This is a genomic window from Thalassotalea euphylliae (assembly GCF_042682785.1).
Lineage (GTDB): Bacteria > Pseudomonadota > Gammaproteobacteria > Enterobacterales > Alteromonadaceae > Thalassotalea_F > Thalassotalea_F euphylliae.
Genome location: NZ_JBHUIB010000007.1, coordinates 54,560 through 74,675, shown reverse-complemented (window position 1 = coordinate 74,675; position 20,116 = coordinate 54,560). Strand labels below are relative to the sequence as shown.

Here is a 20,116-nt window from a genome sequence, read left to right as displayed (position 1 = left end):
AATGAGATGAAATCATTAGCGAAATTGCATGCCAAAGAAGGCATTTGGATGACCGATTCACCAAAGCCTGAGCTTGGTCACAATGATTTATTAATCAAAATTAAAAAAACCGCTATTTGTGGTACTGATATTCATATTTACAACTGGGATGAGTGGTCTCAAAAAACGATTCCTGTCCCTATGGTTGTGGGTCACGAATACGCTGGTGAAGTGGTTGGTATTGGCCAAGAAGTCAAAGGCTTTGAAATTGGTGACCGTGTCTCTGGTGAAGGGCATATCACGTGTGGCCACTGTCGTAACTGCCGTGGTGGTCGCACTCACCTGTGTCGCAATACAGTAGGTGTCGGTGTTGACCGTACGGGTTGTTTTGCAGAATATTTGGTTATCCCTGCGTTTAACGCATTCAAATTACCTGATGAAATCTCTGACGACATGGCAGCGATCTTTGACCCGTTTGGTAACGCAGTACATACGGCATTGTCATTCGATTTAGTCGGTGAAGACGTGCTAATTACAGGTGCTGGTCCAATTGGAATTATGGCCGCTGCCGTAGCTAAACACGTTGGTGCTCGCCATGTTGTTGTTACGGATGTCAATGAGTACCGTCTAGATTTAGCGAAGCAAATGGGCGCAACCCGCGCGGTTGATGTGTCCAAAGAAAAACTTAGTGATGTGATGGTCGAATTAGGCATGACCGAAGGTTTTGATGTGGGCTTAGAAATGTCTGGCGTACCAATGGCATTTCAAGACATGCTAGAGAATATGAATAATGGCGGTAAAATCGCAATGCTAGGTATTCCTGGCCAGGACATGGCGATTGACTGGAGTAAAGTAATATTCAAAGGGTTAACTATCAAAGGTATTTACGGTCGTGAGATGTTTGAAACCTGGTACAAAATGGCAAGCTTGATTCAATCAGGATTAGATTTGTCACCGATTATTACCCATCGCTACAACGTTGATGAATTCCAACAGGGTTTTGATGTTATGCGTTCTGGCCAGTCAGGCAAAGTTATTTTGGACTGGACGTAACTCTTTCGAGGATTGAACAACAGGTTCTTATAAAGGCACGGTGAACCGTGCCTTTTTTATTTGTGTAGAATATTCGTATAATGCGCATTGATTTATTGTTAGGTGTACGACATGCAGCAAGCCAGTAATTTTACCCATCTTTCTCCCGCTCAATTGGCAGAAAAACTCACTGAAGAGCACTTTGTGATAGTTGATATTCGCGATGCTAATACCTTTAGCCAAGGGCGCATTCCAGGAGCGATTCATTTAACCAACGACAATCTAGCTGACTTTATGCGTGAGGCTGATTTTGATAAGCCAACTGTTGTGTGTTGTTATCACGGTGTATCGAGCCAGCCTGCTGCTGATTTCCTCCACAGCCAAGACTTTTCTGATGTCTACTCGTTAGATGGTGGTTTTGTGCAGTGGCAGCAGTTGTATCCAGAACATATTGAAAAATAATGATGAGTGAATCTTTTCAGCCCCTCGTTAAAGTTGATCAGAGAGCGATAGGTCAGCTTTTTGTTGATTATTTAAAGAGCCTCAATATAGACGGTGAGTTGGTTGAGCAAGAATACGCATTTTGGATATGTGTTGAACCGATTAATTTTGAACAAGCTAAGCAGCTATTTCAAGAATTTGCTGTGCAACCATACCACCCTAAGTATCAGCAGGCAGCTTGGCAACATGGTGACGCGTCTAACACTATGCCAGGAGACGCGTTTGCTGGCTTTAAAGGTCAGTTTTTAGCGCACGCAAAGCCGTTTACTTTGCTTGTTTTTTCGGTTTGCTGGGTGGTATTTATACTGGCGAATATTGGCTTTGGGCGAGAGCTTTACGGTCCTCTATCATTCTTTCAGTTCCTTAACGTTGAGTATTTGTTAAGTGAACCATGGCGTTTGATCGGGCCTGCCTTTTTACACTTTTCTTTGTTACATATCGCGTTTAATACCATGTGGTGGTGGCAGTTAGGAAGCGCTATAGAGCGTGAGTTTGGCCGCTGGCGTATTATTAATTTGTTTTTGATATCAGCGATAGCATCCAATTTGGGACAGTTTTTAGTAAGTGGACCTAATTTCGGTGGCTTGTCAGGCGTGGTATACGCTGTGGTAGGTTTTGCTTGGTTTGCAGGGTGGCTGATGCCAGAGCGAGGTTTAGGGTTATCTAAACCTATTGTGGGCTTTTTATTGGTATGGCTGCTTTTGGGCTATGTTGATGTGTTGCCTATAAACATGGCCAATACCGCTCACTTGGTTGGCTTGTTAGTTGGCTGCGCAATGGCTTGGGCTATTGCGCAACAAAAAACTCAAAAGATCGACAGTCAATAATTAGTTATCAAGCCACTGGGTAAACATCAGCTTTTTAATCAGTGTTTGCCCAGTTTCTGCTTTTAACAAATCTTGCACTCTTTCTTCGCACATACGCTGAATTTCGTGGCGACCATTGATAGATTTTATTTTGTCTTCTGATTGCTGTCCGATGATGTCGATAATTGCGTCACGTAAAAGCGGTGCATGATGTTCAACTACTTCAAGATTATTGCTGCCTTCAACCATTAACTCTACTGTTAAACGCACATACCCCATCTTCTTCTTAACGGCGACATAATTGGTCACGATATCTGGCTGAAAGCCATAATAGACGTAATCTGACGCTTTAACGGAGAGTGAAGAAAGTAACAATAGGGCTAACAGGGGCAGTTTTTTCATAAAGCTAATACTTTTCGATCATTGTTTCGGTACATCATATTTATTGTAACCGCCCTGTTAAAAAAGGGTAGCGGCAACGGCAAAAAATATTGGTAATGTGCTGCCATCACAAATCCTTGCAGTACTAGTGTTTATATACGATTGCCTGTTATCATGCGCCTAACCAAAAAGTATGTGTTGCTTATGCAAAGTATTAGTCAGTTTTTTCCGGTAACTCTACCGGCAATTTGGCGTCATTTATCGCCGTCGTCATTCAACAACGTCATGGGCTCTTGGCTGTTTGACTCTTCCTCGTTGACAGCAAGACTTAAAGCTAATTGCCAAAAGTTTCATGTCGAAGTTATTGGGCAAAAAGAAGAAATTGTTCAAACACAAGACGCTTGTGAACATATCACCCAAGGCACAAAGGCTATCATTCGAGAAGTGCTACTGTACTGTGACGGACAGCCACATGTTTTTGCTCGCAGTATTATGCCGTTAGACAGCTTGACTGACGATGAAGCGTTTTTGGCAAATCTTGGTGATAAACCACTAGGGCAGGCTATTTTTAACAGCCCGCACTTAACACGAGGTGATTTCTCTGTCGCGCAATTTGATTCAGACACACGTGTTGTGAAGCTTTCCAATACAATTACAGATATAAACGTTGAAGCGCTTTGGGGGCGACGATCCATTTTCTTTTTACACGATAAACCGTTAGCGGTTGCCGAAGTGTTTTTACCTTCAGCCATAGCTTATCAAGAGGAAATGGCGGTATGACGGCACTGGTGAGCAAGTGGCAAGCGGTGAAACTGTTGACCCGCATGGATAAACCTATCGGCACTTATCTTTTGTTGTGGCCGACGTTTTGGGCACTTTGGGTGGCGTCTAATGGCTTTCCTAATCCCGGTTTATTAGCGATTTTTGCATTAGGCGTTTTTATCATGCGTAGCGCTGGGTGTGTCATTAATGACTATGCTGATCGCCATGTTGATGGGCAGGTTAAACGCACGCAGCATAGACCCATTGTGTCAGGCCAAATAAGTGCGCAAGAAGCACTCATGGTGTTTGGCTTTTTGATTGGAGCTGCAATAGCATTAGCCATTCAATTATCATGGCTAACCATTCAGTATGCCTTTGTTGCATTAATCCTAGCGACGACTTATCCGTTTATGAAGCGTTATACACACTTACCCCAAGTTGTGCTCGGTGCTGCTTTTAGCTGGGGAATGATTATGGCGTTTGCTGAGATTCAAGGTGAAGTCCCGATCATTGCCTGGCTTTTGTTTTTCGCGAATCTTTGTTGGACGGTAGCCTATGACACTATGTATGCCATGGTTGATCGTGATGACGATATTAAAATTGGTGTGAAGTCGACGGCAATTTTGTTTGGCAAATACGATATCAGAATCATTGGCTTGCTTCAGCTTATGGTTTTAGCCACGCTATTCACAGTAGGTGACATGCTGGCATTTGGTTGGCCATATCAATTGACACTGGTCATCAGCGCAGGTTTTTTCTGTTACCAGCAGATATTAATCAAAGGCAGGCATAGAGATCCCTGCTTTAAAGCGTTCTTGAACAACCACTATGTCGGGCTGATCGTTTTTATTGGCATTGTTATCGAATATTGGGGCTATTAAAAAAGCAGCGTGAAGCTGCTTTTTTATTTGTAGTGGCCTCGCTTGGTCACTTAATGAAATGGTACTAACGCGCTATGCTCTGCAATACTTTAATATCAACGAGGTTGCTAACCACTTCTTTTAATTCTTTAAGGGTTACACCATCAGCTAAGTAGCCTTGCTCGTTAGTACTTGCGTACTGCAACTCTTTTAACGTATTAATCAGTGAAGATTGTGCTTTCTTGTCAACAAACTCTGGCGCGTCTATGTTATTGAGCTTGGATAAGCGCTTGGCGATTGTCATCACTTGTTCTTCTAGAGCAGATTTGCTGATAGGTGCTAAGCGAGACAACAGCGTGGTGACGATAGCGATACGCTGTAGCGTTTCGTCGACACACTCGCCCATAACACTGAGACGAGCACGCACGTCAGTATCCTCTACACGGGTCCAGAAGCCTGCTTTACTGCGTTTTACCATATTCAATGCCAATAAGGTCTCAAGGACACTTTCGGCTTGCTTACTTACCTCGTCAGAGGTTTGCCACATGAACAGTTCACCTTTAATAATTGCTGCCAACGATGTGACCTGCTCTAGCATCTGGTCATGGGAAATTTTCGGATGGTGCATTAAAACGCGACACACTAGGCTAGGCACAATGTAAGTATGCAAAATATTATTGCGGTAATATCGCATCTCTAAAATCGCTGAATTATTTAGCGACAATATGTTGCCTATCGCATCTTTTTCTGTGGTTACTTTATTGAGCTCTTTGACGTGCTCAATCATTTCTTTTGCATTATCTTTAGGGATAGTTAAAGAAGGGCTGTAAGCTGCTTTGCGTTGCACCTCAAGGAAGAATGTCAGTAATTCTTCCAATTCATTTTCAGCAAGAGCTTTATTTTCTGTCGCTAACAAAATCAAAGCACTTAGTGAGACAGCATTGAGCGCTGCAGACTTATTCACTTCAACCATCACATCATGTGCTAGTGTGTTAACTGTTGGGGTTAACCAGCTTGGCTTTTGTGGATCTATTGGGTCAATCGCATCACGCCAGTTTTCTACGTTATCGTTTAAGAATTGGTTGAGGTTAATGGGTTCGCCAAAGTTGACATAACCACGACCATAGTTCCGAAGATTTTTAATGGCTTTGATAACACCAAAAGCAGATTCTTTTTTCTTTTTACTGCCGCTTAGCTCTTTATGGTAAGAACCAACTTCCATCACATGTTCATAACCGATGTAGACAGGTACGAGCGTTAGCGGGCGATCGATACCGCGAAGTAGGCTTTGAATAGTCATCGCAAGCATACCTGTTTTCGGTTGTAACAAACGCCCAGTGCGACTGCGTCCACCTTCAGTGTAATATTTAACGGCGTAACCACGCTCAAATAAGAGGCCCAGGTACTCGCGGAAAATGGTCGAGTACATGCGGTTACCGCGAAAGCTTCTGCGGATAAAGAAGGCCCCTGCTTTTCTGAAAATTGGACCTGCTGGCCAAAAGTTTAAGTTGATACCTGCGGCAATTCGCGGTGTGACCAACCCTTCGTGAAAAATAACATAAGTAAGCAGTAGATAGTCCATATGGCTGCGGTGACAAGGGACATAGATTATTTCATGACCCTCTTGTGCAACCTCGCGCAACTTGCCAGCGTTATTGACTTCAATTCCTTTATATAAACGGTTCCACAACCAACTTAGTGCTCGCTCGCCAAAACGTATCATTGAATCACGGTAATCACCTGCAATTTCATCCATGATCGCTAGGGCTTGCTTCTTCACTTTTTCTTCAGAAATTTTCTTCGCTTTTGCCTCATCACTCACCATACGTTTAATAGAAGGATTAGCGAAAAGGGCAGTAAACATTTGTTGGCGGTGCATTAAACGCGGGCCTGTGGCCGCTACCGTTTGGCGATGAAAATGGAAACGGGCAACACGCAACAGCTTTCTAGCACGCGTTTTATCTGTACCGTGGTCATTTGCAATAATACGCAGCGAGAGCGCTTCGCTAAAACGCACGAGTGTTTGTCGGCCAAGAAAAAGTACAATAAAGAATTTACGAAATGCTGAAGGAGACTCTTGGTCGGCTAACAAAGTCCCGACGTTGGCATCATTTTTCTCAACGGTTGGTCGGCGTCCCCAAACCAAGTTGGCGGGGATGAGTTTGGCATCAAGCTTAGGGTCACTAGCGTGTAGTTTTATCAGTTTTAACCCTTGGTCTAACGCGTCTGTGTGGTTGTTGGTTCGACCAAGCAACAGTGCCGTTGGCTTTTCTAGACATAATGTACGTTTAAATTGCTCGCCTTTTACGGTCACCGTACTGAGCGGATCAGGTAAGCGCATTTCTTTACACGCTTTTTGAAGGGCTAATAAATCACTCGCAGATTGATGGCGAACAATATAAAACACAGGCTGTTCGGCTGTGTCTTTATAGGCACCGAAGATATCATCCGGAATGATCTTACAGCGCACTAATAGCTTAATAGGCCAAGAAAGAAGAAAATAAAAGAGGGAACGTAAAGCTAACATATTGTTTCGTCCAGATTTATTAGAACGCTTATTTTAGCATTATTCAAAGATATTGTCGCAACGCTAATGCGTTACTTTAGGTGTCACCTTAGTAAAAAGGCTAGCGACTGCTAACCTTTATTGGATTTTTGTTCGGTGATGTTGGCTTCTGCGTATTGCTTGTTTTTTTGCTTAAGCAATTTATCAACATAACGAGCCATTTTAATTTTTTGCTTAATTGATGACTCTAGAATGTCCTCAACTTCTCGCAAAACTTCTTTGATATTTTCAACGTTTTCAGTTGAGTTAACCACAACTTGGCCATTACTGTTCGAAGCACTAGCGATAGATTCGACGTTGCTGTTAAGAGAACCTGTAAGTTCAATTCCCATTTCTTCGGCAACGGTATTGATGGCGTTAATATCAATATTGTCGAGCTCTTCTAAAAAGCCAAACAACAAGATGCGGTCTACAAATATATTAATTTTACGCGGAACACCAAGTGTTTTTTCATGGATAAGTTCAAAGGCTTTTTCCGAAAACAGGTCACCTTTTTCATAGCCCGCTTGATGTATCCGGTAATTGATGTAGTTTTTAACTTCGTCTACTGACAAAGGCTGTAAATGGGCTGAAGCAATAATACGTTGGCGAAATTGCTCCATATTAGGCGCTTGAATAATGCATTTTAGCTCTTCTTGTCCCAATAAAAAGCTCTGTATTAGTGGTTGGTTATCCAATTGAAAATTGGACAACATGCGGAGTTCTTCAACGGTTTCAGAAGGTAAATTTTGTGCCTCATCAACAAGCAACAAAGCACGCTTACCTTGTTCATGTAACGATATTAAAAACTTCTCAATAGCATGCAACATGTCAGCTTTGCTATCGCCATCGTATTGTATTTTGAACTCAGCAATGACCAATTCCAGTAATTCGTCAGGGTTTAGCTTGGTGGTAACCAATTGCGCTGCCACAATATCAGCATCTGATATATTGCTCATTAAGTTGCGAGCAATGGTGGTTTTACCCGTACCGATAGGGCCGGTTATCACAATAAACCCTTCTTTTTGGTCTAGACCATATTGAAGATAAGAAAGCGCTCGCTGGTGATGTTTAGTGGCGAAAAAGAAACGCGGATCTGGGCTTAGCTGAAAAGGTCGTTCACTAAAGCCATAGTAACTTTCGTACATGGTTAAAAATTCTTGTTGATAGAGATGGTTGCGCGAGTCTCTTCATATTCTCGCAGACCAATATTACTGTCTCGCTGTAAATAACGAATATCTGTTCTAAAAGATAAAGTTCTTCCCAAGCGTTGATTATATGCGACACTGTATTGGCGGTAATAATCTCTACGCTCAATTTCTATGTCATTGTTATCAGTGGTAAATTCATTTCGTGTGAATCGCCACGTAAAATCAACATTGGCTCTCTCATTTAATTCATGATTGTATGAAAGGTTGACGGTACCGTATTCTTGAATATCGCCCGTATTTAAGTCTTCCCGTTCATTTGACGAAATATCAAAACCGATGCTACCCCTGACAGTCTTATACTGCGATTTCCACTCAAGAGAGCGGTAAAGGGAGAATTGGTTATCTTCGACTGGGACAACACCGAATATCGGTAACTCGACAAAGTCAGCAGGATCTTGGCTTCCAATATCTGAGGAACAGTTATTAATGTCTATTGGTTCGCCAATGGGGCAGAAAAGGTTGTCAACAATAATGGTTTCAAAACTGTCTCGTTCAAATGCCCGCAATTCTTCTTCATAACTAATAGTGTTAGTTAAGCGTTTATTTTCGTGGGTAATTTGTACATTATATGAGTCACCGAAGAAACGCTGGTTATAGTCCGCGTATACTGACGTTCGTTTTGTTGGTTGCCAATTTAGTGTGGCTGCTACGTAGTCATCACTCAGTTCATCTTCTTTTGCAAAGTTATAAGACACATCTAAATACATCAGGTCGACAGGTTGCCAACGTATACCTGCTCCCCAAGACTCGCCCTGGTTAAGTTGATTATTGCTAACTGAACCGGTGAAGCTTTCGTCAAAATAGCGTATGAAAGGATTGATATCCCAGCCAGTAATCCAGCCCAACTGCGCTTGCACTTGATAACTACGAGCGGTGTTTTGTTCGAACTCTCTATCAGAATAACTTCCGCGAACATCCCAGAAAATATGGTGCTCTCCTGAGTTGTTTCGGAAGCTAACATTTCCTCTGTAACCGTTACTGATTCCTATATCATCTTCAGCACCTTGATCGTTATATTCGACTTCACCAGTCAAGATATAAGCAGAGTTTGCTAGTGTTTGTGATAATGTCGCGCTGTAATCGGTTGTACGCACAGTATCGCCGGAAATAAGGTCTGAGTAATAATCAGCACCAGTACTCCTTGGTACATTAGCAATTCGTCCTTCGAGCAATAACGACGGACCCTTTTTCCAGGGAGTTATGTCGACATTGGCATCAAGTGATTCATAACCATCATTAGCGTCACTGTCGTGGGAGTATAGTAGATGTGTGTAGTCGGCTTTAAGGTTACCTGTAAGCATGGCCGAGTCAAACGACTGGTTTATTCCAACTTCTGCTTTGGTAACAAAGCTGTCTTCTTTGTCAATTGTGGACAAGCCTACATTGTCTGAGTAGACCTCTTCTACACGAACATTGTAGGTTACCTCTCCTTGCGCAAGTGCTTGCTGGAGAGGCACAGTTGCTATTAGTGCAAGAACAAACTTACCTTTTTCGGCCATAGCCATATCCATAATAGCCATAAACATCCTTGCTGGTTTTAATCGTCTTATTGAGTACAAAGCCGATAGCGAGATCTTCGTTGAGTGAAGAGGTAGCACGCTTGATGGTCTCAAGCTTAGTTTTCGATTCCTCGACAACAACCGCAGCTTGACCAACTAAACTTGCTAGTACTGGCGTTTCAGTTACGCCTAGCAATGGAGGACAATCAAAAATAACGAGCCTGTCAGGGTATCTCGACGAGAGCTCTTTTGATAACGTTGCCATCCTGTCACTGGCTAAAAGTTCATTGGTTAAATGATGAGCTTTGCCTGCAGGCATTATCTTCAGGTTGTTAAGGTTCGTTGAATAAATAATTTGTGACACATCATCAGTGTCACCACACAAGTAATCTAGTAGCCCTGTCGAGTTTTCAAACTCCAATTCACGATGAATACTGGGTCTAAGTACGTCAGCATCAATTAACAACACGGTTTTGTCTTGCTCTAGCGCAATACTGAGTGCCAAATTTATCGAAACGAAAGTCTTACCTTCGTTAGGGTTGGCACTACTGACCATGATCAGATTGCTATTATTGAGTGTTTTAGACGCGGGTCCAAAGGCGTTGTTAATAAGTTTACGCTTGATATGACGAAACTCTTCTTGCTGGTTGGTCGTATTGCCGCCTGTGTGCAAGAAGCCTCTTTCCGTTAATTTTTCGTTGTCGATAAATATATCGAACTTTTCAGTCGGCGCAGGTGCTGGATTAACACTAACACTTTCATTGCTTTCGGTATTTTTCTCTTCCGTTACAACATCGTTCGTTGCCGGCGCTTTGGTTTTTTGCTTAGCTAAAGCTTTCTCGATAGTGCTCATTACCTAAATACCTTTTGTGATAGTTCAGGGAAAGTGAAGTAGCTAATAAATGCCGCCAAAACAATAAGCAATGTTAAGTTTGATATCATAAATAATAGTGTTTTCTTTTTGTGCCACTGGTGTAAACCAAGACTTTCATTGGCTGAAACAGAACCAAAAACTGGGATGCCTGTCACTCTTGATATTTGGTGACCAGATGTGACTACTGGATTGATTTGACTCATTAATAGAGATAAGCCAACGCCAACGCCAAACCCGAGGATAGTAATAAAGGTAAAGAATACTAATCTAGGTGGGCCTGACGGCTTTATAGCAGCGCGCGGTGGGTCAATCACTCGGAATTGAATCTTGTCGGTTGTTTCTTCAGCTTGTTGTGCTAACTGAGCGGTTTCTTTTCTCGACAGTAATTCCTCGTATTTTGCTTTAGTGATGTTGTAACCACGATTCAACGCCGTTAGCTCAGCTTCAATTTCAGGCAAAGAGTGAATCTTGTTCTCTATTTCAGCAACGCGCTGTTTGAAATTAGCAACACGAACCGTTAATGATGCCACTTCATTCTCATATTGGTTCGCTTGAATCTTAAGCTCTTGATAAACCGGGTTCTTATCAACACTTGTAATGCTACCTGTCGACTCGTCTTGTGACGACTGAATGGTTGCATAGTAGTCTTCTATTTCAGATGAACGAAGCGTATTAAGCTCTTCTAAGCGACGCTGTAATTCTTTGACTTCAGGGTGTTGAGTAGTGTACCTGAGAAGCTTGGCATCTAATTCCCTTTCAAGTTGCTGAATACGTGAATCATATGCTGTTGTTACACTGTTGTTTGATTGTACTCGACTGTTAAATAACCCAAACGCAGGTTCTTCACCAGCGATTTGTGCTTTCGCTGAGGTCAGTCTCGTTCTTGCTTCTTCTAATTGCAGCTGCGCTTGCTCAAGTTGGTTTTTCTCTCGACTGAGGTTGGCATAAAATCCACCAGAGTTTTTAGCGAGTAAATCACCGTATTTTTGCTTAAAGTTAGTTAATCTACTCTCGGCAGCTACTAGGCGATTTTCATAGTCGCGGATTTGCGCGTTTAAAAACTTCTGTGCTTCGTCAGAGTCACTGCGAGTTTCGCCCAACGTATTCTCAATAAATACGGTCAATGCCGCCTGAACAATATTTTTTGCAGTTTCTGGATCTTTGTTTTCGATCGATAGGGTATAGATATTCTCTCTACCTGCGCTGCTGATCTTGAGGTCTTTCTTAAGCTGCTCAATTATCTCGTCATATTCTTCGCTTGTCGTCGCTTGAACATCGAGATCGGTCATTCTCGAGATTCGCTCAAGGTTGGGACGGCTTAGTAATGTCTTCACCATGAGGCGGATTTGTGTGTTGGGGTTAGTTTCAACAGTTAATCCTCGCAATAGAGGACGTAGCAACGACTGCGTATCTACATAGACACGTGCAGATGATTGATAAACATTCGGCAGCTGTGAAACGGCATACCACCCGATAGGACAGATTATCCACGTAGCGATAATAATAAAGCGACGCTTTATCCAAATTCCCTTTAGATAATCGATTATCTGTTCAAGTAACTCTTGCATTCCTGACCTCTAACAAACAGGTAAAACTAATTAAAACCAAGCTTCAGGGATAATAATAATATCGCCTGGTAGCATATCGACATTGGCATTAATTTCGCCGTCACGAAGCAACGAATCTATCGACAATTCATATTGTTTTTGTTGACCGTTCTCAACTCTTACCAAAACAGCATCATTGCCATCGGCATATTGAGTTAGGCCACCAACACGAATCATTACGTCAAGAAGGGTCATATTCTTTTTGTAGTTAATAGCTTGTGGTCTTGCTGCTTCACCAATTACACGAATTTGTTCACTAAAAGGACCAACAAATCCACTGACGGTTACAGTGACAACCGGCTCTCGCAAGTATGTACTTAACACTTCTTCTATTTGTCTTGCGAGTTCTGTCGGTGTACGGCCTGATACCGGAATGTCTTCCACAAGAGACGTGGTAATCATACCGTCGGGTCTAACAACAAACGTTCCTGAAACTTCAGGGTGTCGCCATACAAAAATATTGACAGAGTCACCAGCACCAATGAGGTAGCGGTACGAGTCAATATCGACAGTTTTAGAAGGGTGCAATGTTGCTGTTGGTAGAACGGGTACAGAACTACATGCGGTTAGAAGTGTACCTAAAATCATTCCACACATGACTGTTGCGATGCGGATATAGCGTTTTTCCATGGTTAATACCTTTTTAGTATACGGTGCTATTAACTGTAACGCTCAAGATTGTATTGTATTTTGGGTGATGTTGCACACTTTTTAACAAATGATTCACGCAATTTAATTTGTGTAAATGTAATGTTAAGTCTGGTAAAGTATCGAAACCGTTAAAATAGACAGTTTTGTGCTCGTTTTAAGAAGCTCAGGTTAAAGGAATAAACAGCTAAAATGCCCATCACTAAGTTCAAAGATTTATCGACAGGTAGTAAGTATCTCGTCCTGTTCGAACTTTTGCTGTTCATGTCATCAATAGCACTTGCTATCCATTTGAATAACGCATTTGGCATTGTTCAACAAGCGGTTCTTCCCAGTAACATATTCTTCATATATGCACTGTCATACGCACTTATTGCACAACTTTCGTCGTTGGCGTTAGGGCTATACAATTCTAAACTCAGAGAGAGTTTCCGAGGCCTTTTCAGGCGTATCATGCTGGCTATTGCCATCGCGTTTTCAATTGCCACCATTATTAATCCACTCTACGGAGATCTCGCGCTTGCTATTGAGCTACTCGGGCTATCTTCGTGTATTAGTTTACTGTTTATCGGTGGGCTGCGCTATTTCGCCTATCATGTCGATATCTTTGGTTTCAACAAAAGAAACGTATTGGTGTTAGGTGCTGGCGAACGTGCATCCATCATTGAAAAACGCATGCGACGAGACGTCGACCGTCAAGGTTTTAAAGTACATGGCTTTGTTGTCATGGAAGGTGATTCGAAAGGCGGTATTGAACGAGAAACACGCATCAATTTAGAAGAGTCTCTGGTTAGTTACTGTTTGGAACACGATATTGATGAAATTGTTGTCGCCAGTGATGAGCGTCGAAACAACCTGCCTGTTGATGAACTGTTCGCTTGTAAAATTCGCGGTGTAGATGTTACTGAAATTCTTGATTTTATCGAACGAGAGACGGGGCAAATAGCAGTAAATCTTATTTATCCAAGTTGGGTTATTTATTCTAATGGGTTTACCTCAACTAATTATTTGCGTAACACACTAGATTGGTTGTTTAACGCGACGATTGCATTTTTCCTTTTGCTTATCACGTGGCCAGTGATGTTGATTACCGCGATCTTGATTAAATTGGACGATGGTTTATCTGCGCCTATTTTTTATCGCCAAGAGCGTGTTGGTGTTGATGGCCAACCATTTTACATCGTTAAATTCCGTAGTATGCGAGTTGACGCGGAAAAAGATGGCGCTAAATGGGCGGCAAAAAATGATGATCGTACCACGCGAATCGGCCATTTTATCCGCAAATACAGGATTGATGAGTTACCGCAAATTTACAACGTAATGCGAGGTGATATGGGCTTTGTTGGTCCTCGCCCTGAGCGTCCTGAATTTGTGCAAAACCTCGTAAAGTCAATTCCTTACTACAACGAACGTCATAACGTGAAGCCTGGTTTAGCGGGCTGGGCACAACTTAAATACCCTTACGGTGCAACGGAAGAAGATGCGCTTGAAAAACTAAAATACGATTTGTATTACATCAAGCATCGTAGCTTTTTCCTAGATCTACTGATTCTAATTAGAACGTTTGAAATTGTTGTGTTCGGTAAAAGAAGGTAGTTAGCGACATGAACACAGTTCGCAAGCATGCAATGACGGTAGATGTCGAAGATTACTTCCACGTGTCGGCATTTGAAAAAAATATAAAACGTGAAGATTGGCAAAACTTACCGCTAAGAGTAGAGCACAATACGTATCGACTCCTAGACGTTTTTGAACAGCACGGTGCAAAAGCCACTTTTTTTGTGCTTGGTTGGGTTGCTGAGAAGTGCCCTTCGCTTATTGAAGCAATTGTTAAACAAGGTCATGAACTAGCTAGTCACGGCTATAACCATCGCCGTGCAGTTACGATGTCGCCTGATGAGTTTCGAGAAGACGTTCACAAGAGTAAAACTTTACTCGAAGATGCCGGTAGTGCGAAAGTTACCGGTTATCGAGCGCCTAGCTTTTCTATTAATCAAGATAACCAATGGGCCTACGATATATTATTGGATCTTGGTTTTGAATACAGTTCCAGCACTTATCCCATAGAGCATGATCTTTACGGCGTTCCGGAATGGCCAAGGTTCAAATACACGCGCCCAGAAGGCATTGTTGAAATACCTATTCCCACCGTTCGAAGTGGCGATACCAATACTGGTATTGGCGGTGGTGGATACTTCCGTCTATACCCGTACAGTTTTTCGAAAAGAAGAATTGAAAAATTTCTATCGCAAGAAAATGCACCCTATAGCTTTTATTTTCACCCTTGGGAAATAGACCCCGAACAGCCTCGCGTTGCAGGTGCATCATTCAAATCTCGCGTTCGCCACTACATCAATCTGTCAAGAATGGAAGGTAAGATAGTCAGGTTATTGCAAGACTATCAGTGGTCAACAATGCAAGATGTTTATATGAATTCATCAGTACCGGAAACGAACCTATAGAAAGCTAATCACCATGGACGTAAGAAGAGAAGTCAGTTTGTCGGCAAAAACAACAATAAAAATACTATCTGATGAGCACAAGGCATGGGATGACTACGTAGGCTCTCACGAGGAAGGAAGCTTTTTTCATTTAAGCGGTTGGCAACGTGTCGTCACCGAAACCTATAACCACCCTTGCTATTTTTTATATGCTGAGAATGATTCGAGGCTCGTAGGTGTGTTGCCATTGGTCGAAGTTAAGAGTGCACTTTTTGGTCATGCGCTGGTTTCGACACCATTTTGTGTATACGGCGGTGCTATCTCTGATGATGAAGATACCAAACGCCAACTTGAGCAAAGAGCCTGTGAAATCGCGGAAGAATTGCAGGTTGATTATCTTGAGCTTCGTTATCGCCATCAACAAGACAATAATATGCTGTTGAAACAAGCTCACAGTACATTTGGTTGTGAGATTGCAGAATCTGATGAAGAAATACTTGCGAATGTTAAGAAGAAGCAGCGCGCTGTTATTCGCCATTCATTGAAAAATGAGCTGTCGGCTGAGTTTACGCAATCACTAACAGATTTTTATCCCTTGTTGTCAGAAAGTTATCGCAACTTAGGCACCCCAATATTTAGCGAGAAATACTTTGCATCACTCATTAAGCATTTCGGTGAGCAGCTCGATATTTGTGTAATCAAAGACAGCCAAGGCAATCCGTCAAATGCCGTGATGAACTTTTACTTTAAAGATCAAGTGTTGCCTTATTATGGCGGCGGCAATGACGGTGCACGTGCACTAAAAAGCGCTGATTTTATGTATTATCAGGTGTTGTGTCATGCGCGAGAGAAAGGCTTTTCTTGGTATGACTTTGGACGTAGCAAAAATGATAGTGGTCCATACAAGTATAAAAAAAATTGGGGAATGACGCCTGAGCCGCTTCACTATTACTATCATTTAGTAAATGCTACTGAGCTACCCAATCTTAGTCCTAACAACCCGAAGTATAAGTTGTTTATTAGCATGTGGCAGAAACTTCCTCTTAGAGTGAGCCAAATGCTTGGACCTTTGTTATCAAAGTATTTGGGGTAGTCGTCTGATGAAAGAAATCATGAACAAGGAACCGTTATTATTTCTTTGCCATCGAATCCCTTTTCCGCCAAACAAAGGGGATAAAATTCGTTCATTCAATATTTTGAAACAGCTGCATGAACAGTTTGATGTCCATTTGGGTTGTTTTATCGACGATCCGTATGACATGCGATACGTGTCGGAGTTAGAGAAATATTGCAAAGTTCTTTTTTATCGTCAGCAAAATAAGACTGCCTGTAAAATAAAAGGGCTTAGTGCATTTTTGACTGGCAAACCGATCACACTTCCGTATTATTTTGATGGTGCGATGGATGCGTGGTGCAAGGCGTCCATGCAAACACATCAGTTTAAACATATTTTTGTCTACTCGTCCTCAATGGCACAATACTGTGAGGGGGCTGCATTTGAGAATAGCCAACGTATTATTGATTTTGTTGATGTGGACTCTGATAAGTGGCGTCAGTACGCGGATAAGAAAACCGGTATAGCAAAATACGTCTACAGTCGAGAGCATAAAACGTTAGCGACCTATGAAGACAAAATTTGTCAGCATTTTGATTACAGTTTGTTTGTATCGCCAGACGAGGCTAGTTTGTTTAGTCAGCGTCAACCAAGAATTCACCAAGATAAAGTGCGTGGAATATTAAACGGCGTAGACGTTCAATATTTTGATCCATCTGCTCGAACTGCTGAAGAGCCCTTGGTCCCTAAAGCTCCTTTTATTAGTTTCACGGGTGCTATGGATTATTGGGCAAATATTGACGCTGTGTTGTGGTTTGTCGATAACGTTTGGGCAGCATTAAAAGCACGTATTCCAGGAGTTAAATTTGTTGTGGCTGGTGGTAACCCAGCACCCGAAATCCGTGCGCTGAGCAAAGACGAGGATATTATTGTTACCGGCAGGGTGAATGACATGCGTCCATTTATAGCCGAAGCAGCTTGTATTGTCGCACCGCTTCAAATCGCGCGTGGTATTCAAAACAAAGTGCTTGAAGCGATGTCACTTAACAAGCCTGTTGTTTGCACCACTATGGCAATGGAAGGCATTAATGCATCACAATCTGAACATGTGAAAATATGTGATGAACCTGACGCATTTTTACAACAATGTATATCCGTAATCGAAGCGCAAGATACGCTATGTGCGAATAGAACATGGATCCAAGAGCACTTCACTTGGGGAGCTACGCTGCGACCACTAACCGAATTGTTTGCTTGTTCATCAACTAAGCGAGAGGTTAATCATGCCAATTCGCAGTAAGTCGTTTTTCATCCTTTTTTCCATCATTCTTGTCGGTTGGGCGATTGTATTTGGGCAGGGCTTGATTGCTATGGAATCAATTTGGCGTCGCTCTGATACATTTGCACATGGATATTTCATATTACCCATTTGTGCTTGGCTACTTTACCGCGACAGGGATTATTTACTTGACGCAAAGGTAGAATTTACTTGGTTACCGTTACCTATTTTAGCGGGCTCTTGCTTTGTTTGGTTATTTGGCTACGCCGCGGATATCAGTGTATTGAGTCAACTTTCAAGTGCAGTCTCGCTTATCGCGATTCTCTGGGCGTTGATGGGTAATCAACTATCGTGGCGTTATAAGTTTCCTTTGGCTTACCTACTGTTTGCGGTACCCATGGGTGAAAACCTTATTCCAGTTTTACAAGATATCACCGCATGGATAACCGTATTTTTACTCAAGCTACACGGCATTCCAGTTTTTAGGGATGGTCTATATATCCAGACCCCAACGGGGCTATTTGAAGTGGCTGTGGCGTGTTCAGGTATTCGCTACCTTATCGCGTCTATGGCGGTAGGGACGCTGTATGCGTACTTAACGTATTCTTCATTTAAAAAACAAATAATTTTCACTGTTTTTTCATTTGTCTTGCCGATTATCGCCAATGGTATTCGCGCTTATCTTATTGTGGTTATTGCTCATTATTCTGATATGCAATATGCAACCGGTGCCGACCATTTGGTATATGGTTGGATATTTTTTGGCTTTGTTATCATGTTGATGTTTTGGGTGGGTGGTAAATTTGCAGATCCAGAGAATGCAGAGAGACGACAAGTCACAATAGCGTCGAATAAGCTCAATTTATCTTCGCGTCCCTTGCTTACTGTTTGTGCGCTTAGCTTTGTGTTTACCTTATTCATTCAATACTCGATGACAGCCGTGAAGACGCCTGTCCAGCCTGAACAGGTTTTCGCCGACAAGCCTTCAGTTAATGAGAGTAGTTGGGGAGTTAAGTTTGCTCAGCCAATTAGATTCGGACATGTTTGGTTAGATGATACTACAGAGGCTTTTTATGTTGGCTACGCCAACAAGCAAACAGAGGGTGAGCTAATCAGCAATTTAAACGCGATTTATGATCAAGACAGCTGGACTATCGTTGATCGCGTTACGGCAGAAAACGACAACGGCAAGTATCGTTATTTATTGCTGCGCAACATTCAAGGCGTTGAACGAGCTGTTTTATATTGGTATCAAGTGGGTGACAAAAGCTTTGTTAATCCGAGCATTACTAAGCTATACCAAGCAATGTCATTGCTTGCAGGCTTAGATGAGCAGGCGCAGTTAGTGGCTGTTTCGACAATGGTAACAGAGCAAGAAAATATTCGTGAATTGCTATTAACTCGTGCCGAACAGGCCCTTTCTCTAGCAACAGTAGAATGAGTGGCAGAACGTTAAGCATGAATATTTCGAACGCCAGTCATATCGATAAGAGCAAGATACATGTCGCGCATATCGTATACTCGTTTGCGACGGGCGGACTAGAAAATGGCGTGGTGAATTTAATCAATAATTTGCCACAAGACAGATATCATCACTCTATTGTGTGTATCACAGATCATGATGCATCGTTTGTCGCGCGCATTAATACTGACAATTATCAAATATTTGATTTACACAAATCACCGGGCCGCGGATTAAGTTGGCTATATCGCTGCTGGAAATTGCTAAGCAAACTTAAACCTGATATTTGCCACTCTCGCAATTTAAATCCTCTAGAAGCGCAGGTAGCTGCGTTTGCTGCTGGTATAAAAGCAAGAGTGCATGGTGAACATGGCTGGGATACAAGTGATATTGGTGGCACAAATACAAAATATCAAACCCTTAGAAAGATATTTAAACCCTTTATTCATCAATATGTAGCGCTTTCTTCTGAAGCGCGTGATTACTTAATCGATAAAATACACGTTAGTCCGTCGAAGGTTAATCACATCTGCAATGGCGTTAATATTGAAAGGTTTTCACCAGACAACAAGGCCTCTGAACTTCCAAATCAATTAAAAGGTGACGGTAATGTTGTTTTTGGCACGGTTGGACGCCTTGCGGAAGTAAAAAATCAAACTTTTTTGTTAGAAGCATTTATAGCACTGAAGCAAGAAGCCAAGGCAGATGATGCGCAGGCAAAGTTACTTATCGTCGGTGATGGTGTACTCATGGCTGACATGAAGCAACGCGCAGCAGCGTCTGGTTTTGAGCAAGATATTTGCTTTACTGGGCTGCGAACAGACATTCCTGAGCTTATGGCCAATATGGATGTATTTGTATTGCCTTCGCTTGCAGAAGGTATTTCGAACACGATTTTAGAAGCTATGGCGTCTGGCTTACCGGTTGTCGCTACTAAAGTAGGTGGAAACCCTGATCTCATAATGCCTAAGCATCAGGATAGCCACTTAGTTGCCGTTAACAATGTTGAAGCATTGCAAACAGCTATGGAACAATACACAAAAAATCGCGAAAACCTGTCTCAAGATAGCGTTAAAGCGCGAGAGCACTGTGTAAAACATTTTAGTATTCAATCAATGGTCGGGAAGTATCACGACCTTTATGAAACGCTTTATAAGCAAGTCGATAGGAAATAA

The 20,116-nt window shown here is 42.2% G+C and carries 18 protein-coding genes; 11 read left to right on the top strand and 7 right to left on the bottom strand.

The window, feature by feature from the left end; all coding sequences use genetic code 11:
* The first annotated feature begins 6 nt into the window (after nt 1–6).
* The 3 genes from tdh (at nt 7) to glpG (ending at nt 2,339) form a co-directional block, all read left to right on the top strand.
* Entirely contained in the window at nt 7–1,032 is a 1,026-nt protein-coding gene (tdh, locus tag ACFSJY_RS13975) for an L-threonine 3-dehydrogenase (protein ID WP_386035378.1), read from the top strand.
* A 111-nt stretch (nt 1,033–1,143) separates the two neighbouring features.
* On the top strand, nt 1,144–1,473 hold the full coding sequence (gene glpE, locus ACFSJY_RS13970; RefSeq protein ID WP_386035375.1) for a thiosulfate sulfurtransferase GlpE: 330 nt from the start codon (nt 1,144–1,146) through the stop codon (nt 1,471–1,473).
* Nucleotides 1,473–2,339: a rhomboid family intramembrane serine protease GlpG gene (glpG, locus tag ACFSJY_RS13965; protein ID WP_386035372.1), complete on the top strand. Its 867-nt coding sequence runs from the start codon at nt 1,473–1,475 to the stop codon at nt 2,337–2,339. The genes glpE and glpG overlap by 1 nt, the downstream gene beginning before the upstream one ends.
* Here the strand turns inward: glpG and ACFSJY_RS13960 are convergent, their stop codons facing one another.
* On the bottom strand, nt 2,340–2,720 hold the full coding sequence (locus ACFSJY_RS13960) for a flagellar basal body-associated protein FliL (RefSeq protein WP_386035369.1): 381 nt from the start codon (nt 2,718–2,720) through the stop codon (nt 2,340–2,342).
* Between the two features lie 183 nt (nt 2,721–2,903).
* Between ACFSJY_RS13960 and ACFSJY_RS13955 the strand changes: the two genes are divergently transcribed.
* Both ACFSJY_RS13955 and ubiA read left to right on the top strand, forming a co-directional pair.
* Nucleotides 2,904–3,479, top strand: a complete 576-nt coding sequence (locus tag ACFSJY_RS13955) for a chorismate--pyruvate lyase family protein (protein WP_386035366.1) — start codon at nt 2,904–2,906, stop codon at nt 3,477–3,479.
* Complete coding sequence (gene ubiA, locus ACFSJY_RS13950) at nt 3,476–4,342, top strand: 4-hydroxybenzoate octaprenyltransferase (RefSeq protein ID WP_386035363.1); 867 nt, start codon at nt 3,476–3,478, stop codon at nt 4,340–4,342. Before ACFSJY_RS13955 ends, ubiA begins: the two co-directional genes overlap by 4 nt.
* A 64-nt stretch (nt 4,343–4,406) precedes the next feature.
* Here ubiA and plsB read toward each other — a convergent pair whose 3' ends face one another.
* The 6 genes from plsB to ACFSJY_RS13920 form a co-directional block, all read right to left on the bottom strand.
* Nucleotides 4,407–6,848, bottom strand: coding sequence for a glycerol-3-phosphate 1-O-acyltransferase PlsB (gene plsB / locus ACFSJY_RS13945; RefSeq protein ID WP_386035360.1), 2,442 nt, complete (start codon nt 6,846–6,848; stop codon nt 4,407–4,409).
* A gap of 110 nt (nt 6,849–6,958) precedes the next feature.
* Nucleotides 6,959–8,014 (bottom strand): XrtA/PEP-CTERM system-associated ATPase, encoded by a 1,056-nt coding sequence (locus ACFSJY_RS13940; protein WP_386035357.1) that lies wholly within the window; start codon nt 8,012–8,014, stop codon nt 6,959–6,961.
* Nucleotides 8,015–8,016: 2 nt separating this feature from the next.
* Nucleotides 8,017–9,597 carry a TIGR03016 family PEP-CTERM system-associated outer membrane protein gene (locus ACFSJY_RS13935; RefSeq protein ID WP_386035354.1) on the bottom strand — a complete coding sequence of 527 codons (1,581 nt, stop codon included), beginning with the start codon at nt 9,595–9,597 and terminating at the stop codon, nt 8,017–8,019.
* Nucleotides 9,560–10,429 carry an XrtA-associated tyrosine autokinase gene (locus ACFSJY_RS13930; protein WP_386035351.1) on the bottom strand — a complete coding sequence of 290 codons (870 nt, stop codon included), beginning with the start codon at nt 10,427–10,429 and terminating at the stop codon, nt 9,560–9,562. Before ACFSJY_RS13930 ends, ACFSJY_RS13935 begins: the two co-directional genes overlap by 38 nt.
* A complete protein-coding gene (locus ACFSJY_RS13925) occupies nt 10,429–12,018 on the bottom strand; it encodes an XrtA system polysaccharide chain length determinant (protein ID WP_386035348.1) in 1,590 nt (529 codons plus the stop codon). Before ACFSJY_RS13925 ends, ACFSJY_RS13930 begins: the two co-directional genes overlap by 1 nt.
* Nucleotides 12,019–12,048: 30 nt before the next feature.
* Nucleotides 12,049–12,687, bottom strand: a complete 639-nt coding sequence (locus tag ACFSJY_RS13920) for an XrtA/PEP-CTERM system exopolysaccharide export protein (RefSeq protein ID WP_386035345.1) — start codon at nt 12,685–12,687, stop codon at nt 12,049–12,051.
* A gap of 210 nt (nt 12,688–12,897) precedes the next feature.
* Between ACFSJY_RS13920 and ACFSJY_RS13915 the strand changes: the two genes are divergently transcribed.
* The 6 genes from ACFSJY_RS13915 to ACFSJY_RS13890 are packed head-to-tail and all read left to right on the top strand — an operon-like array spanning nt 12,898 to nt 20,116.
* Entirely contained in the window at nt 12,898–14,301 is a 1,404-nt protein-coding gene (locus ACFSJY_RS13915; protein WP_386035342.1) for a TIGR03013 family XrtA/PEP-CTERM system glycosyltransferase, read from the top strand.
* Between the two features lie 8 nt (nt 14,302–14,309).
* A complete protein-coding gene (locus tag ACFSJY_RS13910; protein WP_386035339.1) occupies nt 14,310–15,167 on the top strand; it encodes an XrtA system polysaccharide deacetylase in 858 nt (285 codons plus the stop codon).
* Between the two features lie 13 nt (nt 15,168–15,180).
* Entirely contained in the window at nt 15,181–16,239 is a 1,059-nt protein-coding gene (locus ACFSJY_RS13905) for a FemAB family XrtA/PEP-CTERM system-associated protein (RefSeq protein ID WP_386035336.1), read from the top strand.
* A gap of 7 nt (nt 16,240–16,246) precedes the next feature.
* A complete protein-coding gene (locus tag ACFSJY_RS13900; protein ID WP_386035333.1) occupies nt 16,247–17,500 on the top strand; it encodes a TIGR03087 family PEP-CTERM/XrtA system glycosyltransferase in 1,254 nt (417 codons plus the stop codon).
* Complete coding sequence (gene xrtA, locus ACFSJY_RS13895; RefSeq protein WP_386035329.1) at nt 17,484–18,920, top strand: exosortase A; 1,437 nt, start codon at nt 17,484–17,486, stop codon at nt 18,918–18,920. The genes ACFSJY_RS13900 and xrtA overlap by 17 nt, the downstream gene beginning before the upstream one ends.
* A 17-nt stretch (nt 18,921–18,937) precedes the next feature.
* Nucleotides 18,938–20,116, top strand: coding sequence for a TIGR03088 family PEP-CTERM/XrtA system glycosyltransferase (locus tag ACFSJY_RS13890; RefSeq protein WP_386035327.1), 1,179 nt, complete (start codon nt 18,938–18,940; stop codon nt 20,114–20,116).

Bases quoted from the DNA above. Each gene is read 5' to 3' on its own strand.
- tdh (WP_386035378.1), top strand. From the start codon at position 7: ATGAAATCATTAGCGAAATTGCATGCCAAAGAAGGCATTTGGATGACC.
- glpE (WP_386035375.1), top strand. From the start codon at position 1,144: ATGCAGCAAGCCAGTAATTTTACCCATCTTTCTCCCGCTCAATTGGCA.
- glpG (WP_386035372.1), top strand. From the start codon at position 1,473: ATGATGAGTGAATCTTTTCAGCCCCTCGTTAAAGTTGATCAGAGAGCG.
- ACFSJY_RS13960 (WP_386035369.1), bottom strand. From the start codon at position 2,720: ATGAAAAAACTGCCCCTGTTAGCCCTATTGTTACTTTCTTCACTCTCC.
- ACFSJY_RS13955 (WP_386035366.1), top strand. From the start codon at position 2,904: ATGCAAAGTATTAGTCAGTTTTTTCCGGTAACTCTACCGGCAATTTGG.
- ubiA (WP_386035363.1), top strand. From the start codon at position 3,476: ATGACGGCACTGGTGAGCAAGTGGCAAGCGGTGAAACTGTTGACCCGC.
- plsB (WP_386035360.1), bottom strand. From the start codon at position 6,848: ATGTTAGCTTTACGTTCCCTCTTTTATTTTCTTCTTTCTTGGCCTATT.
- ACFSJY_RS13940 (WP_386035357.1), bottom strand. From the start codon at position 8,014: ATGTACGAAAGTTACTATGGCTTTAGTGAACGACCTTTTCAGCTAAGC.
- ACFSJY_RS13935 (WP_386035354.1), bottom strand. From the start codon at position 9,597: ATGGCTATTATGGATATGGCTATGGCCGAAAAAGGTAAGTTTGTTCTT.
- ACFSJY_RS13930 (WP_386035351.1), bottom strand. From the start codon at position 10,429: ATGAGCACTATCGAGAAAGCTTTAGCTAAGCAAAAAACCAAAGCGCCG.
- ACFSJY_RS13925 (WP_386035348.1), bottom strand. From the start codon at position 12,018: ATGCAAGAGTTACTTGAACAGATAATCGATTATCTAAAGGGAATTTGG.
- ACFSJY_RS13920 (WP_386035345.1), bottom strand. From the start codon at position 12,687: ATGGAAAAACGCTATATCCGCATCGCAACAGTCATGTGTGGAATGATT.
- ACFSJY_RS13915 (WP_386035342.1), top strand. From the start codon at position 12,898: ATGCCCATCACTAAGTTCAAAGATTTATCGACAGGTAGTAAGTATCTC.
- ACFSJY_RS13910 (WP_386035339.1), top strand. From the start codon at position 14,310: ATGAACACAGTTCGCAAGCATGCAATGACGGTAGATGTCGAAGATTAC.
- ACFSJY_RS13905 (WP_386035336.1), top strand. From the start codon at position 15,181: ATGGACGTAAGAAGAGAAGTCAGTTTGTCGGCAAAAACAACAATAAAA.
- ACFSJY_RS13900 (WP_386035333.1), top strand. From the start codon at position 16,247: ATGAAAGAAATCATGAACAAGGAACCGTTATTATTTCTTTGCCATCGA.
- xrtA (WP_386035329.1), top strand. From the start codon at position 17,484: ATGCCAATTCGCAGTAAGTCGTTTTTCATCCTTTTTTCCATCATTCTT.
- ACFSJY_RS13890 (WP_386035327.1), top strand. From the start codon at position 18,938: ATGAATATTTCGAACGCCAGTCATATCGATAAGAGCAAGATACATGTC.